This is a genomic window from uncultured Campylobacter sp., from assembly GCF_947255105.1.
Taxonomy (GTDB): Bacteria; Campylobacterota; Campylobacteria; order Campylobacterales; family Campylobacteraceae; genus Campylobacter_B.
The window spans coordinates 204548-220801 of sequence record NZ_CAMYFP010000001.1 but is presented as its reverse complement, the minus strand read 5'-3'; the positions used below and the strand labels follow the sequence as shown (position 1 = coordinate 220801).

15 protein-coding genes and 1 pseudogene are annotated in these 16254 nt (G+C 36.1%); 4 read left to right on the top strand and 12 right to left on the bottom strand.

Features of this window, described 5'->3' with window-relative positions; translation table 11 throughout:
- Window positions 1-32: 32 nt before the first annotated feature.
- The 6 genes from trpA to Q0X52_RS01150 form a co-directional block, all read right to left on the bottom strand.
- Window positions 33-782, bottom strand: coding sequence for a tryptophan synthase subunit alpha (gene trpA, locus Q0X52_RS01175; protein ID WP_297573764.1), 750 nt, complete (start codon window positions 780-782; stop codon window positions 33-35).
- Window positions 775-1953 carry a tryptophan synthase subunit beta gene (gene trpB, locus Q0X52_RS01170; protein ID WP_297573761.1) on the bottom strand — a complete coding sequence of 393 codons (1179 nt, stop codon included), beginning with the start codon at window positions 1951-1953 and terminating at the stop codon, window positions 775-777. The genes trpA and trpB overlap by 8 nt, the downstream gene beginning before the upstream one ends.
- Complete coding sequence (locus tag Q0X52_RS01165) at window positions 1950-2555, bottom strand: phosphoribosylanthranilate isomerase (RefSeq protein ID WP_297573759.1); 606 nt, start codon at window positions 2553-2555, stop codon at window positions 1950-1952. Before Q0X52_RS01165 ends, trpB begins: the two co-directional genes overlap by 4 nt.
- Window positions 2552-3565, bottom strand: coding sequence for an anthranilate phosphoribosyltransferase (gene trpD, locus Q0X52_RS01160; protein ID WP_297573756.1), 1014 nt, complete (start codon window positions 3563-3565; stop codon window positions 2552-2554). The genes Q0X52_RS01165 and trpD overlap by 4 nt, the downstream gene beginning before the upstream one ends.
- Before the next feature lie 403 nt (window positions 3566-3968).
- Window positions 3969-5486, bottom strand: a complete 1518-nt coding sequence (locus Q0X52_RS01155; protein ID WP_297573752.1) for a disulfide bond formation protein B — start codon at window positions 5484-5486, stop codon at window positions 3969-3971.
- A gap of 9 nt (window positions 5487-5495) precedes the next feature.
- Window positions 5496-5663, bottom strand: a complete 168-nt coding sequence (locus Q0X52_RS01150; protein ID WP_297573749.1) for a dihydroneopterin aldolase — start codon at window positions 5661-5663, stop codon at window positions 5496-5498.
- Between the two features lie 328 nt (window positions 5664-5991).
- Here Q0X52_RS01150 and Q0X52_RS01145 point away from each other — a divergent pair, with 328 nt between their 5' ends.
- Both Q0X52_RS01145 and uvrA read left to right on the top strand, forming a co-directional pair.
- Window positions 5992-6741 carry a sulfite exporter TauE/SafE family protein gene (locus tag Q0X52_RS01145; RefSeq protein ID WP_297573746.1) on the top strand — a complete coding sequence of 250 codons (750 nt, stop codon included), beginning with the start codon at window positions 5992-5994 and terminating at the stop codon, window positions 6739-6741.
- Complete coding sequence (uvrA, locus tag Q0X52_RS01140) at window positions 6738-9539, top strand: excinuclease ABC subunit UvrA (RefSeq protein WP_297573743.1); 2802 nt, start codon at window positions 6738-6740, stop codon at window positions 9537-9539. The genes Q0X52_RS01145 and uvrA overlap by 4 nt, the downstream gene beginning before the upstream one ends.
- Window positions 9540-9603: 64 nt before the next feature.
- Here the strand turns inward: uvrA and Q0X52_RS01135 are convergent, their stop codons facing one another.
- The 6 genes and pseudogenes from Q0X52_RS01135 to Q0X52_RS01110 form a co-directional block, all read right to left on the bottom strand.
- Window positions 9604-10599 (bottom strand): beta-ketoacyl-ACP synthase III, encoded by a 996-nt coding sequence (locus Q0X52_RS01135; protein WP_297573740.1) that lies wholly within the window; start codon window positions 10597-10599, stop codon window positions 9604-9606.
- Between the two features lie 95 nt (window positions 10600-10694).
- Window positions 10695-11672: pseudogene (plsX, locus tag Q0X52_RS01130) on the bottom strand (phosphate acyltransferase PlsX); the annotation flags it as partial.
- A gap of 3 nt (window positions 11673-11675) precedes the next feature.
- Window positions 11676-11822, bottom strand: a complete 147-nt coding sequence (gene rpmF / locus Q0X52_RS01125) for a 50S ribosomal protein L32 (RefSeq protein WP_297573734.1) — start codon at window positions 11820-11822, stop codon at window positions 11676-11678.
- 11 nt (window positions 11823-11833) lie between these two features.
- Entirely contained in the window at window positions 11834-12208 is a 375-nt protein-coding gene (locus Q0X52_RS01120) for a hypothetical protein (RefSeq protein ID WP_297573731.1), read from the bottom strand.
- Window positions 12202-12615, bottom strand: a complete 414-nt coding sequence (gene ndk / locus Q0X52_RS01115) for a nucleoside-diphosphate kinase (protein WP_297573728.1) — start codon at window positions 12613-12615, stop codon at window positions 12202-12204. Before ndk ends, Q0X52_RS01120 begins: the two co-directional genes overlap by 7 nt.
- A 126-nt stretch (window positions 12616-12741) precedes the next feature.
- Window positions 12742-13026, bottom strand: coding sequence for an NADH-quinone oxidoreductase subunit I (locus Q0X52_RS01110; RefSeq protein ID WP_297573725.1), 285 nt, complete (start codon window positions 13024-13026; stop codon window positions 12742-12744).
- A 203-nt stretch (window positions 13027-13229) separates the two neighbouring features.
- On the opposite strand from Q0X52_RS01110, the gene Q0X52_RS01105 reads away from it, so the two are divergent.
- Window positions 13230-13826 carry a peroxiredoxin gene (locus Q0X52_RS01105; protein ID WP_297573722.1) on the top strand — a complete coding sequence of 199 codons (597 nt, stop codon included), beginning with the start codon at window positions 13230-13232 and terminating at the stop codon, window positions 13824-13826.
- A 138-nt stretch (window positions 13827-13964) separates the two neighbouring features.
- The gene (locus Q0X52_RS01100; protein ID WP_297573719.1) at window positions 13965-16247 is read left to right on the top strand and encodes a helicase HerA-like domain-containing protein; all 2283 of its coding nucleotides are present in this window, start codon (window positions 13965-13967) and stop codon (window positions 16245-16247) included.
- The last annotated feature ends 7 nt before the right edge of the window (window positions 16248-16254 follow it).

Below are 16254 nucleotides of genomic sequence, written 5' to 3'. Positions count from 1 at the left end.
GAAAGCCATCTTTTGAAATTTAAGCTCTAAATTTACTCTTTAAAGAGCTCATTTATCTTTTCAATCAACTCATCGCCGCTATATTTTGAAGTAAGTTTTACAATAGAAGTTCCAACTATAGCACCATCTGCAATCGCTTTTATCCGCTTTACATCACTATTGTCCCTTATGCCAAAGCCAACGCCAACAGGAAGAGTGCTATTTTTCTTGATAGTATCTACAAGCCAAGCAACTCTTTCGTGTGGAGTTTGCTTTGTTCCGCTAACTCCAATGGCACCAAGTGCATAGATAAAGCCGCTAGCTCTAGTTAAAATCATCTTAATTCTATCTACTGAAGTAACGCTAATTAGCGGTATAAGGGCAAGTTTATAGCTAGTGCAAATTTTATAAAACTCCTCGTTTTCTTCATATGGAAGATCTGCCACTATAAAGCCACTCACACCGCACTCTTTGGCTCTTTTTACAAAATTATCAACTCCATAAGCATAGATAAGATTGTAATAAACTAGCAAAACAACTGGAATCTCTATCTTTACCTCTTCTAAAAGGTCAAATACAACATCGGTATTAACGCCATCATGACAAGCTTTAAAACTTGCGTCAAAGATGATCTTTCCATCGGCTATCGGGTCAGAGTATGGTATGCCTATCTCAATAAGATCAATACTACTTCTATTCAAATTTGAAAGTAACTCTCTACTCTTTTCAAGATCTGGATAGCCTGCAACTACATAGGCTATATTTGCCTTTTTGCCCTCAAATGCTCTCTTTATCTTATCCATAAATTTTTCCTTTTTGATAGTTCATAATATTTGCCATATCTTTATCGCCTCTTCCTGATAAATTTACAACTATATTTAACTTTTTGTCTTGGTTTTTGCAAAGATGTTCCAAATAAGCAAGTGCGTGCGAACTCTCAATCGCTGCTATAATTCCCTCTTTTTGTGCCAAAAGCTTTAGGGCGTTTATACACTCATCATCAGTTACTGCAAAATATTGTGCTCTTTTAGTTGCCGCTAAATCTGCATGTTGTGGTCCAACGCCTGGATAGTCAAGTCCTGCTGAGATACTATGCACCGGACTTATTTTGCCATATCTATCTTGAAGCACTATGGTTTTCATACCATGGATTATGCCTTTGCTTCCCTTTGTTATAGTTGCTGCGTGATATGGCGTATCAACTCCAAGTCCTCCAGCTTCAACGCCTATAAGCTTAGTCTCTTTATCATCTAAAAAGGCGCTAAAAATTCCTATAGCATTACTCCCGCCTCCAACACAAGCAACAACATAGTCCGCCTTTATGCCAAGCTCTTCTAAACTCTGCTTTGCCTCTTTTCCAATTATCTTTTGAAACTCCCTAACCATAGTGGGATAGGGATGTGGGCCAACAGCTGAGCCTATTACATAGTAGGTGCTCTCTATCTCATTTACCCAAGCTTGAATGGCGGCAGTTGTGGCCTCTTTTAGGGTCTTTAGCCCCTCTTTTATCTCAACAACATTTGCACCTAAAAGCTTCATTCTAAATTTATTAAGCTCTTGCCTTTTGGCATCAACCTCGCCCATATAGATATCACACTCAAGTCCTAAAAGTGCCGCTGCTGTAGCTGTTGCTACGCCGTGTTGTCCAGCGCCCGTTTCGGCAATAACCTTCTTTTTGCCCATCTTTTTGGCAAGCAAAGTTTGTGCTAAAGCGTTGTTTATCTTATGCGCTCCTGTGTGGTTTAGATCCTCTCTTTTTAGGTAAATTTCATGTCCATAGTAGCTACTTAAATTTTTGGCATGATAAAGCGGTGTTGGACGACCAACATAGTCTTTCAACAAACAGTTAAGCTCCTTTTGAAACTCATCGCTTTTTGCAATTTTTTCATATGCCTCATTTAACTCTTTTAAGACAAACATAGCAGTCTCTGGTATAAACTGACCGCCAAATTCTCCAAAATAGCTCTTTTTCATCTTTCATCCTTTACAATATCTATAATCTCTTTAATTAGCCTAGTATCCTTAAGTCCGTCGCTTCCCTCAACTTTGCTATTGATATCGATAGCATAAGGACGATAACTAGCCGCCTCTTTTGCGTTGTCTTTGCCAATACCACCCGCCAAAACAAAACTATTTGGCTCCAATCCTCTCAAAAGCTCCCAATCAAAACTCTTGCTATTGCCACCAAGCTTCTCCCCTTTGTAGTCAAATAGCGGCATACTACATAGCCCTTTTTCTATCTTTGGCAATGTCTTATCAACTCTATATACTTTCCAAACTTCTACAAACTTGGCCATCAAATGAGCTTTTAACTCTAGCGAATAGTCACCATAAATTTGAGCTATGTCAAGATTGGCATTTTTGCACTTAGATGCAATCTCTTGATCGTTTAAATCCCCAAAAACTCCCACGCACTTTTTGCCATGTTGGTGAGCTATCTGAGAGATGATAGCTGCTGTTTGAAGAGTCACTTGCCTAGTAGAGGGTGCAAAGATAACTCCCAAAAAATCAACATCAAGCTTTGCTACTTCCATCGCTTCATAAGCACTTTTTATTCCACATATCTTTATTTTCAAAACATTCCTTTATAATCACAATAAAACTTCCAAATAGCACCACTCATAATGGCATTAATAATAAGCTTTTTTGCCTCCATAGGAGTTTTGCACCTTTTAGCACAATATAGCCCAAACATTGCATTTAAAACAACTATATCAAATTTAGCACCATCTATCTCGCCTCTTAGTGTCGCTTCCAAAGTCTTGGCATTGTCTATAGCACTTCCACCCTCGATATCTTTGTGAAATGCCCTTTTAAAACCAAACTGCTCAGGAGTTATCTTATACTCCAAAATAGCACCATCTCTTACTTCGTGGATTAGTGTCTCATCGCATATCGTTATCTCATCCATTCCATCAAGTCCATGCACAACCAAAGCCCTCTTTCTGCCAAGCAAAAGAAGAGTTTTTGCTATAAGCTCATTTACCTCTGCTAGATAGTTGCCAGCCATTTGATAACTTAAGGATAAATTTGGATTTAGAAGTGGTCCCAAGATATTAAAAACAGTTCCAATGTGAAGTCTATCTCTAACCTCTTTTACCTCTGCTGTTATTTTGTGAAAAAGCGGTGCGTGAAAAAAGGCTAAATTTCTCTCTGTTATTAGTCGTTCACTCTCTTTGATATTTGCTGCTAATGGAATGTTGAGCGCCTTTAGGGTATCGCTGCTGCCTGATTTGCTTGTAACTGCCATATTGCCATGTTTTGCAACCTTTACACCAAGCCCTGCCAATATAAATGCACAAGTTGTTGAGACATTGATGGTCTTTAGTCTATCGCCGCCCGTCCCTACAATGTCAAAGTAGCCGTTTGGATTGCTGTAGGTAATGGAGTATTTTAAGATATTTTTAACAAAAGCTGCAAGACTATCAGGATAGAGACTTTTTTCACTAATAAGCACCAAAAGCCCTGCAAGTTGAACTAGATCATAATCTTTCTCATAAAGTGCTTTGCAAATCGCCTCATAATCAGTGCTATCAAGCGGATAACCATTTTGAAGTTTTATCATATATGGTGCAAAATCTTGCATAGTCACTCCTGCTGTTAAATTTGACTTTGATATCTACAAAAGTAGCCAATAGCTAGAATTATAAAAAAATCTTAACTATTTTGCAAATTTAAAACCAAATATCCATTTTATCTAATTTTGCTCTTTTAAATTTGATAAATTTAACAACTACAAAGCCAAATTTAAATCCCAAGTATGAATGGTTTTATTTTAAAGTAAGTTGCCCAAAGTAATATTTGAGTCAATGATTTGACCTATCAAACCACTGACTCTTAAGTTTAGCTCCAAAATCCTCTTTACTAATCTGTCTCATAAAATAGATAAAATCTACGTATAAAATACTTACAAACTATCTTAGACTAGCTAGAGCTTTTGATAAAGCCAACACTTTCACAATCAACCCATCCGCTAGATTATACATAGGTTACATACCACTCATATTAAATAATATATTTTGATTGTCTTGATAAGAAAGTATAAAAATTTCACCATCTTTTACAAAAATACTTCTTGCATTTTTTATTTCACTCGGATATGAAATAGTTTTTTGAACTTCTTCATTTAACGGATCGATTTGTATTATTACATTATGATTTTTGCTAAGTGCATAAATTTTACCTTCAAAATACATCATTGAAGTTATATATAAATCCCCTAAACTAGCATTTTCTTTCAAATTTGCAATCGGAGTAAATTCGCCACTTAATGTCATATCTTTCATCAAAATTTTTGAAATGATAAATTTCTTTTTGTCTTTATTGTTTGGAACTGTTGCGATATAGAGATATTTTCCATCGTTTGTCATGCTTGCGATATGATGAAATTTAGCTCTAACTGTATCGATTCTACCACGTCCAAGACCATCGCCTTGACCTTCAAATTTATCATTTCCTTTTATAAAATCAGCATATTGCACAACTTCGTCTGCTTTTTCATTTTTTGTAAATTTTAAAAATGTTTTATTTGAGCCCATTAAAACAAATCTTTTTGCATCTATTTTATTTATAGAAACAATTGGATCAATCGTAGCTGAAAAGAGTGGATCTAGTTCAAATGAACTTTTTATTTTGAAATTTTCATCCATAAAATAAGCGTCCCATTTAGAACTTATAACAAACTCATTATCTATAAAATCAATCGTATTAATTGGTTTATCAAATTTAATGACTTGCTTTGATTTGATATCTAGGCTCTCATTAGGAATAATTGGTGAATTTTGTGGATTATTGTCAAAATTTATACCAAGCTTTGTAGCCGGTGAAAAGGCATAATCAGGCGCCTTAACATCTCTTTTTCCTAAAAAAGAGATAGTTTTAAAGTGATTTTTATATCCATTTTTATCCCAGATAATATATTTGGGATTGAGCGAAAATCTAACTGGATCTCCTTGTCCATAATATGGCGGAATTCCAGTGCTTACAAAGGCTTGAAAAACATTTGAAGCTATTATAAATGCAGATATTGCAAACACTACAAACACAGGTTTGCTTAAACCTCTGTAGGTCTTTCCTTCCATCTCCTTATCAAATGCACTAAATTTTGGAGCAAAAAATAGCATAATTCCTAGCAGTAAAATAACAGCCCAAAATACAACTTCTGCCCAAAAATAAGTATGAATTCCAAAAACAGCTAGACCAAAACCTTGATCTAAATCTCTATGCGCGTGATTTCCAAAATGTGCAAAACTTTGCCAAAGTCCAAAAGCCGTAACTACAAGAAGCGAAGCTAGGTATTTAGCTTTCATTCCATATCTAACTATAAAAAGAGCTATTGCTCCTATAAATATCATCGCCTCTCTTTGTCCCCAACAAAGTGTGCAAGGACTATCTTTCAAAACATAACCGAAATAAAAATTTGCTATGCCAACAGGCAAAAGAATTATCAAAAATCCGGCTAAACACATAAGAGCGTAAAATAATTTTGCTTTTTTTATCTCATTCATTTTAAACTCCTATAAATTCATTATTGTGAGCAAACTGGCTGATTTGTGCCCTATATAAAAATAGATCATGAAAAGCCAAGAAAAAGCTACTAAACCAAATGCAAGTTTTTCAAATTTAGGTTTGCAGATGATAAGAATAACCGCCACTAAGACCAATAAAAGTTGCAAAAATTCCATTGCAATCTCCTTAAAAAAATTTGCATATGGTACAATAATGCCACTAAAAATTTGCTAAAAAAATATAATTTGATATAGATTATAAGAATTATAAAATGTAATAATTTAAACTGATATTTTTGATTAATGCCTAGTCTTTACAACACCTTGCCCTTGCAGTATTAAATAAAAATCAACGAATGCTTTTGTTAATCAAAAAACATGGAAATTGACAGCTTAAATTTCATATCAAACTCTCATATTTATCTATTTTTTATTTTGAAGTGTCTATTATTTGCATTTAACTTATTTTTGATACAATTTTTAAAATTATAATTTTGAGAAATTTGTGGAAAGCTTATTAGATATTTTAATATTTTTAATCTTTGGAGTTTTTGCTGGATTTTGTGGAGGCTTTTTTGGCATAGGTGGTGGAACAGTTATCGTGCCAATTATGCTTAATTTTGGAATAGATATAAAAGAGGCAGTCGGCATCTCTATACTTCAAATGCTCTTTAGCTCTGCCTTTGGCTCTTTTGTAAATTTCAAAAACAAAAATTTAAAGCTAAATAGCGGAATCTATCTTGGTGTTGGCGGTTTTTGTGGCGGACTTTTTAGCGGTTTTATAGTAAGTGCTGTGCCTGGAGAGCTCCTAAAATATGGACTTTTGATAGCTCTTCTTATAGCAATTATTAAATTTTTTAAAACTGATGTGACCTCTTTGGACAATGAAGTTGCAAACTGGCTTTTATTTGTTTTGGGCTTTGTTGTTGGGGCATTTGCCATAAGCATGGGGATAGGCGGCGCTCTTTTTTTAACTCCTATATTGGTTGGATTTTTGGGAGTTGATATAAAAAAAGCAGTTTCGATGGGGCTGTTTTTTGTGATGTTTAGCGCAATAAGTGGCTTTATCTCGCTTGCTTATAATGGACTTATAAACTATCAAGCCGGCATTATACTTGGCGTTGCAAGTCTTTTTGGGGTCTATATTGGAACAAATTTAAGCTACAAAATAGACAAAAATAGCCAAAAAAAGTGGCTTCTTGGACTTTATATAGCTATGTTTTTATTAACTTTAAAAGAGGTGATACTTAGATGAATGATTATATAGTAGTTACTGGCGCTAGAGAGCAAAATTTAAAAAATATAAATATCTCTATACCTAAAAACAAGCTAGTTGTCTTTACTGGACTTAGCGGAAGTGGTAAATCAACCTTTGCCTTTAAAACTCTCTATAGCGAGGGTCAAAGAAGATATATCGAAAGCCTTAGCTCATATGCAAGGCAGTTTTTGGATAGAGTTGCAAAGCCAGATGTCGATAAGATAGAGGGACTTACTCCTGCTATTGCGATAGATCAAAAGACAACTTCCAAAAATCCGCGCTCTACTGTTGGAACGATAACTGAAATTTACGACTATATTAGGCTTCTTTATGCAAGAGTTGGAGTGCAGTACTGCTACAAATGTAAAAAGCCTATCTCAAAGATGAATGCAAGTGATATCATAGATGAGGTGATGAAACTGCAAGAAAACTCAAAAATCATCATCTTTGCTCCACTTATAGATGAAAAAAAGGGCACCTTTGTAGATTTGATAGAAAACTTGCGCCTAAAGGGCTATGTAAGGGCGATGATTGATGGCAATATCGTAAGACTTGATGAACCAATAGAGCTTAGCAAGACCAAAAAACATACAATAAAAGCGGTGGTCGATAGAACAACAGTTAGCAAAGAAAATGAAAGCCGAATTGCACAAAGCGTTGAAAAGGCCTTAGAGCTTAGCTATGGACAGATGGAAGTTCAACTTGTTGATGAGTCAAAAACTATCCACTATAGCCAACATTTGGCATGTTTTGACTGCAAGATCTCATACACACCGCTTGAGCCACTCTCCTTTAGCTTCAACTCTCCAAAGGGCGCTTGCCCTGATTGTGATGGGCTTGGGATAAGATTTAGCCTAGATATGGACAAAATCATCGATGAGACTCAAAGTATTGAAAATGGTGCTATAAAAACGATGTATGGCTTTAACAAAAGCTATTATTTTAAATTTCTAACAGCCTTTTGTGAGAAAAATGGCATTGATATCAAAATACCATTTGCCAACCTAAGTAGCGACAAAAGAAGACTTGTCCTATATGGCAATGTAAGTCCGATAGAGTTTCTTTGGAAAAGGCACCGCATAAGTAGAGTTTTTGAAGGAGTTATAAAGATAGCCTATGATCTTTTAAAAGATGAAAAAGATCTTGAAAACTATATGAGAGAGAAAGTTTGCGAGACCTGCCACGGGCATAGACTCAAAAAAGAGAGCTTAGCAGTTAGAGTTGGAGGGCTTGAGATAGGCGATATTTTGGATATGAGCATAAAAGAGTGCTATCACTTTTTCTTAGATGAAAACAACTTTAAAGAGCTAGGCCAAACTGACAAAAGCATTGCAACACCGATATTAAAAGAGATAGCAGAGAGGCTTAAATTTCTATATGAGGTTGGACTTGGATATCTTACCTTGGGTAGAGATGCAAGGACAATAAGTGGCGGCGAGGCGCAAAGAATCCGCATAGCTTCACAGATTGGAAGTGGGTTAAGTGGCGTTATGTATGTGCTTGATGAGCCTAGCATTGGACTGCACGAAAGAGATACATTAAAGCTCATTAAAACATTACGAAGTCTGCAAGAAAAGGGCAATAGCGTCATGGTTGTAGAGCATGACAAAAAAACTATAGAAGCGGCAGATTTTATCATAGATATTGGTCCAGGAGCTGGTAAATTTGGTGGAGAGGTTGTATATAGTGGCGATATCAAGGGGCTTTTAAATAGCGATACACAAACAGCACTCTATCTAAAAGGAATCAAAAAAATAGAGTATTTTAAACAAAGAGAGCAGAAAAATTGGCTAACTCTAAAAAATGTCACCATAAACAACATCAAAAATTTAACCGCCAAATTTCCACTTTCAAATTTAGTTGGTCTAACTGGAGTTAGTGGAAGCGGCAAAAGCTCACTACTTATCCAAACACTGCTTCCAACCGCACTCTCCACACTAAATCGCGCAAAAAAGGTAGATAGTGTAGAGGGCGCTGTTATTGAGGGACTTGAGAATTTAGATAAGGTTATCTACCTTGATCAAAGTCCAATAGGAAGAACTCCAAGAAGCAACCCTGCAACCTATACAGGTGCCATGGACGATATAAGAGCTCTTTTTGCACAGACAAAAGAGGCAAAAATTAGGGATTATAAGATTGGGCGATTTAGCTTCAACGTAAAGGGTGGAAGATGTGAAAAGTGTCAAGGCGAGGGCGAGATAACGATAGAGATGCACTTTTTGCCCGATATAAATGTAGTTTGCGATGCTTGCAACGGCACTAGATACAACGCACAAACCCTAGAAATAGAGTATCGCGGCAAAAATATAGCTGAGGTTTTGGCTATGAGTATCGAAGAGGCGTTGGATTTTTTCAAAGCTGTGCCTAAAGTCTATCAAAAGCTAAAAACAATGCAAGATGTAGGGCTTGGATATCTAACTCTTGGACAACCAGCAACTACACTAAGTGGCGGAGAGGCACAAAGAGTAAAGCTTGCTAAAGAACTTAGTAGAAGCGATACGGGCAAAACTCTCTATATACTTGATGAACCTACAACTGGACTACATTTTGGCGATGTAGATAAACTCATCGGTGTGCTTTGTAATCTTGTAGATCTTGGCAACAGCGTTTTTGTCATCGAGCACAATATGGACGTTATCAAAAACTGCGACTATATCATAGATATGGGGCCTGAAGGTGGTGCAGGTGGCGGCAAAGTCATAGCTGCAGGCAAACCAAAAGAGGTTGCTAAAAATTATAAAAAAACAGCTTCTTATACAGGAGAGTTTCTTGCAAAAGAGTTTGGAATGGAATAAATTTAAGCAATAGGTAGAAATTTGACTTTTAAAATGCTCTTTTTGAGTGCTAAATTTAAGCCTATTATTTAAAAGCACCGCCAAATTTAAGTAGCGCTGAACCCCATGTAAAGCCGCCACCAAAAGCATCAAGCAAAATTAATGAGCCCTTTTTCAACCTGCCATCTTCAAAAGCCCTATTCATCGCCATAGGGATAGAGGCTGAACTTGTATTGCCATACTCGCCAACAGTTACAACACACTGCTCATCACTAAATTTCAATCTGTTTTTAACAGCGTCGATTATCCTTAAATTTGCCTGATGAGGAATAAAAAGATCTATTTGACTGCTGTTAATGTTGTTTTTCTCTAGCATCTTTATAACATCTTTTGTGAGCGTATTGACAGCTATTTTAAAGACCTCATTGCCTGACATATGGATAAAGTTAAGTTTGTTTTCAAGTAGATAGTTAGAAGCTGGATATGCGCTCCCACAACCTGGAGTCATCAATAAATCGCCCTTACTTCCATCACTTGATGTATGAACATCATAAATGTAGTCCTCATCATCTGCTCTTGAGACAACAGCAGCACCTGCGCCATCTCCAAAAAGAACACAGGTACGCCTATCGCTCCAATCAACAATAGAGCTAAGTTTTTCAGCACCAATTATTAGGATATTTTTTTTAGCACCACTCTCTATAAGGGATTTTGCTATCTCTATAAGATAGATAAAGCCTGTGCAAGCCGCACTTATATCAAAAGCCATAACATCATAAAGAGCCAATTTATCTGCAATTTTACAAGCAGTTGATGGCATACAGAAGTGATCGGGTGTTATTGTAGCACAAATGATAGCATCGATATCAGACTTTTTGATACCAGCTCGCTCAATAGCCATAACTCCCGCTCTATATCCTAAATCGCTCGTTACCTCATCTTTGGCAATGTGTCTTTTTAAAATGCCTGTTCTTTGGACAATCCACTCATTTGAAGTATCAACCATCTTTTCAAGGTCAGTATTTGTGATGATATCAGGCGGTATATAGGCCGCTATTGAGCGTATTGTTGCTTTTATCATGCTTTGCTCACTTCATCTTTTTCTTTTAAATTTCTCTTTTTTATCTCTGGATTTTCTTTGACTTTTTTCTCACTTTGTAACCCACCGTTTTTTAAGGTTGCAACTCTTGACTCTATAGCCGATGAAATATCGGAATTGCTAAATTTAAGTGCTGCAAAAACTGCATTTTTAATGGCTTTTGAGCTACTTTTACCATGACTTATGATAACGCAATTTTTCACACCAAGAAGTGGCGCGCCACCATATTCATCATAGTCGGTATTTTTCTTAATAGTCTTAAAGACTCCTCGCATAAGCAACGCACCAAGTAGTGCAACTGGTGAGCTTTTTATCCCTTTTTTGACAAGCTCACTAATCGCCGTTGCAACGCCCTCGCTAGTCTTTAGAAGTATATTTCCCATAAAACCATCACAAACCATAACATCAATAGAGCCATCAAAAATCTGACCGCCCTCTGCATTACCAACAAAACTATCTAACTCTTTTAGCATAGCAAAGGTCTCTTTTGTGATCTCATTGCCTTTGCAATCCTCTTCGCCGTTGGATAATAAGCCAATTCTTGGTTTTGGTATATTCATGATTTTTTGGGCATAAATTTCTGCCATGATAGCAAACTCAAAAAGATGCATAGCTTTGCAATCAACATTGGCCCCAACATCCAAAACTAAGGTGCCACCGGGATTTTTACTAGGCATCATTGTAGCAATAGCAGGTCTTGAAATGCCCTTGATCCTGCCTAACATAAGTGTTGCAAGACTCATAGTAGCGCCACTATGTCCAGCAGAAACGACAGCCACGCACTCGCCATCTCTAACAAGTTCAACCGCTTTATAGATGCTACACTCCTTTCGCTTTAGTGCATCTGTTGCACCAAGCGACATAGGAAAGGTCTCATTTGCATGGACTATCTTGACTCTACTTAGATAATTTTGTGGAATTATCTCTTTTAAAACTTTTTCATCCCCAACTAAGTAGGGTAAAAACTCTTTCTCATCTAACGCACTAAATACGCCATCAAGGATGGGGCTTGGTCCAAAATCCCCGCCCATAGCATCTATTGCTATCTTTAACATCTTTTAATACTGTCCTGTAGTAGGATTGGTTCTATGTGGTAACTTCCAGCTGCCATCTTTATCTCTAACTGGCATTGGTAGTGTTACTTTGTAGTGCGTTCTTCTTTTTGCCGCACGAGTCTTACTAACTCTTCTCTTTGGAACTGCCATAATACTCTCCTTTATAAATTTTTACAACTATCACAATAGATATAGTCACTCTTATAAGACTCTATCTCACTTATAAAAAGCTCATCAAGGTTGATAAAGCCATCAAAAAACTCCACAACATCCTCGACTTTATGCTCTTTATCTTTGTATAATCCATCACTTAGCAATAGAGTCAAACTCTCATCAATCTTTAATACCATCTCTTTGCCACAACGATCACAAACATGCTCCATAAAGCCAACAATTTTGGCTACACACAAAACCAAATCGTCGCTTTTTTTGCTAAGAGTGCCTATAAATTTAAGATCATCTTTAGTTATCTCAAACTCCATTGGATCGTTTGAGATCTTAACAAAAGCTATCTTTGTATCTTTGTTATCTAACAAATTTCTCTCTTTGCAAAAAAGAACTCAATCTCTGTTTTTGCATTTTCCAAACTATCACTTCCATGAACGGCATTTGCATCGATATTTTCAGCAAAATCAGCTCTAATTGTTCCTTTTTTTGCCTCTTTTGGATTGGTTGCGCCCATAAGCTCTCTGTTTTTTGCAACAGCGTCTTTTCCTTCAAGCACCATAACAACAACTGGTCCGCTTGTCATAAACTCAACTAAATCATTGAAAAATGGTCTCTCTTTATGAATTGCATAAAACTCTTTTGCGTCGCATTTGCTAAGTCTTATCTTCTTCATAGCTGCAACTCTTAAACCATTGCTCTCAAATCTATCTACAATCTTGCCTATAACGCCCTTTTTTACGGCATCTGGCTTCAAAATCGATAAAGTTCTTTCCATTGTTTCTATCCTTGAAATTTAACTATAAATTTACTCTTTAAATTTGATAAAAGATGGCATTATACTGAAAACACAATCAAAAATCAACCATCAAATCAAACTCACAAATTTTTTAAATTTATCCGACTAATTATTGACTGGCTCTTGATTTGCTCGCTGCTCTTTTGTGATGTTTTCTCTACTTGGTTGACTTCCAACAACATCACTCCAAACTATGCAACCATCAGTAGGACAGGCATCTGCGCAAGCTGGCTCATCATTATATCCTACACACTCAACACATTTGTCGGCATATACATAGTAAAAATCATCTCCATTTGGGTTATCTGACTCATCAACAATAGCCTCAACTGGGCATTCATCGATGCAAGAACCACAACTTATACAGATATCTAGTATCTTTACAGCCATTTTTTCTCCTTTTAACTCTAATGTAAAACAGTGTAGTTTATCAAAATTTTATAAACAGTTGTTTAAAATTTGCCATAGATATATATAAATTTAAGCTCATTTCTCTATAGAGCTTTTATTTTTTGATAGATTAATCAAATATTAACTAAATTCTTCTATACTAACTGCCTAATCAATAAAATTTATTAATTAAAGGAGAAATGATGATTGTAACAAAAAAAGCTACTGATTTTACAGCTCCAGCTGTTTTAGGTAATGGACAAATAGTTGAAGATTTTAATCTTTATAAAAATATAGGTAAAAATGGAGCAGTTGTATTTTTCTATCCAAAAGACTTTACATTTGTCTGCCCTAGCGAAATAATCGCTTTTGATCATAGATTTAAAGATTTTCAAGAGCGTGGCATAAATGTTATCGGAATAAGTTGTGATAATGAATACAGCCATTTTGCTTGGAGAGAAACTCCGGTTGATAAAGGTGGCATAGGCAAAGTACAATTCCCATTAGTAGCCGATTTGACAAAACAAATTTCTAGAGATTTTGATGTGCTTTTTGGTGAAGCAGTTGCTCTTAGAGGATCATTTTTGCTAGACAAAGATGGCACAGTAAGACACTCAGTTGTAAATGATTTTCCACTTGGAAGAAACATAGATGAGATGATTAGAATGGTCGATACTATGCTATTTACAAATGAGCATGGAGAAGTTTGCCCAGCTGGATGGCACAAAGGCGATAAAGCGATGAAAGCATCAACAGAAGGTGTCGCAAGCTATCTTAAAGATAACGCTTCTAAACTCTAATCACAAGTGGCTTTTATGCCACTTGCCTCCACTAACCTTTTGAAATTTAACCCTTTACTATCCTTAACTACTTCACTTATAAATTACATAACTAAATTTTAGTATAATAGCTCTAAATTTTTAGCTTAGAGGTATTTTATGAAAACTTTACAAGAAGATTTAAAGCTCTTTTTTCTTGGATTAAAAGAGAATAAAGAACCATATCTTTATAAAAACAAAGATCTAACAACTCATGCAACTATAGTTGGTATGACTGGAAGCGGTAAAACTGGGCTTGGAATAACTCTACTTGAAGAGGCTTGCATTGACAATATACCTTCAATTATAATAGATCCAAAAGGCGATATGACTAACCTTTGCCTCTCATTTCCAAATCTTGCAAAAGAGGATTTTTTGCCATATATCGATGAAGATGAGGCAAAAAACAGCAACAAAACCAAAGATGAGATGGCACAAAAACTAGCCTCTACTTGGCAAAGCGGACTAGAAGCGAGCTATCAAGATAAAGATAGAATTAGGCTTTTTAAAGAGAGTGCTGAGTTTAGGATCTATACTCCAAAAAGTAGCAGCGGGTTAAGTGTGAGTCTATTAAGGGACTTTGTAGCACCGAAAAACAGCTCCAAAGAGGAACTTGATGACTATGTTCTTGCACTCTCTAGCTCACTACTTTTGCTAATAGGTATCAAAAACCAAAGCGTAACTTCGCCAGAAATTGTGCTGCTTCAAAATATATTTTTAGCAAATTTCAAAGAGAACAAGGACCTAAACATCGTTGATCTAATCCACCAAATAGCCAACCCACCATTTGACAAAGTTGGAGTTAGTGACTTAGAGAGCTTTTATCCATCAGACAAAAGAATGGCATTGGCAATGAAGCTAAATGGCTTTTTTGCAAGTCCTAGCTTTTCGCAGTGGTGCATGGGCGATAGTTTGGATATCTCTAAAATGCTCTTTACCAAAGATGGCAAGGCGCGCTGCAATATCTTTACTATCTCTCATTTAAGCGATGATGAAAGGGTCTTTTTTGTAGCACTACTTTTAAATGAGATAGTTAGATGGATGAGAACTACAGAGGGAACAGATAGCCTTAGAATGGTAGTTTATATGGATGAGATTTTTGGCTTTTTCCCACCAAATGGCAATCCACCAACTAAAAAGCCAATGCTTACACTTTTAAAACAGGCAAGAGCACATGGCGTTGGAGTTGTGTTATCTATGCAAAATCCAGTAGATCTTGACTACAAAGGTCTTTCAAATATGGGAACTTGGTTTATAGGTCGTCTTCAAACTGCTCAAGACAAAGAGCGTATAATTAGCGGTATCACAGGTGTTAGTGGTAGCGATATGGATAAATCCGAACTTTTAGAAAAGATCTCCAACCTAAACAAAAGAGAGTTTTTAGTAAAAAATGTTCACGAAGATGGATTACAGATAATTGGGACTAGGTTTGCACTAAGCTACCTAAAAGGTCCGCTAAGCTCTATGCAAATAGATAGTCTAATGGCTAAATTTAAAAAAGAGCAGCCACTATTTACGCAGGTAAAAAAGGGTAAAAAACCACTTCTTTCTCCAAACATAAAAGAGTGCTATAGCTATGGCGGCGGCGATACATTAAGAGCCTATCTCTATGCAACTGCAAAGGTGAGATTTTATGATAAGGGACTTGATTATACAAAAGAGTTCTCTTATGCTTATGCGCTTGATGATACAAAAAGTGTTGATTGGGATCAAGCAAGCATAAATCCAGACTTTAAGCCATCAAAAGCAAAAGAAGATTTAAATTTATCTTACGAAGAGTTGCCATCCTATATCTCATCGCTAAAAGACTTTAAAGATGAAGAGCGCAAACTCAAAGACTATCTTTATAGAAACGCCAAACTAGAGCTATTTAACGCCCTTGGGCTAAGATCAGAGCCACAAGAAAGTAAAGAGGAGTTTATGCTTAGACTTCATGATAGGTGCAACGAGGTATTGGAAAAAGAGACTGAAAGTTTTAGCGCCAAATTTAAAACAGAGCAGTCAAAGCTTCAAGATAGACTTTTTAAAGCAGAACAAAAACTCTCAAAAGAGAAGGCAAATGTCACCTCTAAAATTTTAGATGTTGTTGTAAATGTTGGCTCATCCATCATAGGTGGATTTTTGGGCAACAAAGTCCTATCAAGAACAAATGTTGCCAAAGCAGCCTCTGGCGCAAGAAGTGCAACAAGGGCGCTTAATCAACGTAAAAACCTAGAGATGGCACAATACGATGTAGATAAAATCTCAACCGATCTTCAAAATTTAGTAGATGAGTATGACGAAAAGATAAAAGAGTTAAAAAAGAGTTATGACTTGAAAAATATTGAGATAAAAATAGACTCTATTGCTCCTAAAAAAAGCGATATATTTGATGAAGATATTGCACTTCTTTGGAAAAATTAAGGAGATA

Bases quoted from the DNA above. Each gene is read 5' to 3' on its own strand.
- trpA (WP_297573764.1), bottom strand. From the start codon at position 782: ATGGATAAGATAAAGAGAGCATTTGAGGGCAAAAAGGCAAATATAGCC.
- trpB (WP_297573761.1), bottom strand. From the start codon at position 1,953: ATGAAAAAGAGCTATTTTGGAGAATTTGGCGGTCAGTTTATACCAGAG.
- trpD (WP_297573756.1), bottom strand. From the start codon at position 3,565: ATGCAAGATTTTGCACCATATATGATAAAACTTCAAAATGGTTATCCG.
- Q0X52_RS01155 (WP_297573752.1), bottom strand. From the start codon at position 5,486: ATGAATGAGATAAAAAAAGCAAAATTATTTTACGCTCTTATGTGTTTA.
- Q0X52_RS01150 (WP_297573749.1), bottom strand. From the start codon at position 5,663: ATGGAATTTTTGCAACTTTTATTGGTCTTAGTGGCGGTTATTCTTATC.
- uvrA (WP_297573743.1), top strand. From the start codon at position 6,738: ATGAATGATTATATAGTAGTTACTGGCGCTAGAGAGCAAAATTTAAAA.
- Q0X52_RS01135 (WP_297573740.1), bottom strand. From the start codon at position 10,599: ATGATAAAAGCAACAATACGCTCAATAGCGGCCTATATACCGCCTGAT.
- rpmF (WP_297573734.1), bottom strand. From the start codon at position 11,822: ATGGCAGTTCCAAAGAGAAGAGTTAGTAAGACTCGTGCGGCAAAAAGA.
- ndk (WP_297573728.1), bottom strand. From the start codon at position 12,615: ATGGAAAGAACTTTATCGATTTTGAAGCCAGATGCCGTAAAAAAGGGC.
- Q0X52_RS01110 (WP_297573725.1), bottom strand. From the start codon at position 13,026: ATGGCTGTAAAGATACTAGATATCTGTATAAGTTGTGGTTCTTGCATC.
- Q0X52_RS01105 (WP_297573722.1), top strand. From the start codon at position 13,230: ATGATTGTAACAAAAAAAGCTACTGATTTTACAGCTCCAGCTGTTTTA.
- Q0X52_RS01100 (WP_297573719.1), top strand. From the start codon at position 13,965: ATGAAAACTTTACAAGAAGATTTAAAGCTCTTTTTTCTTGGATTAAAA.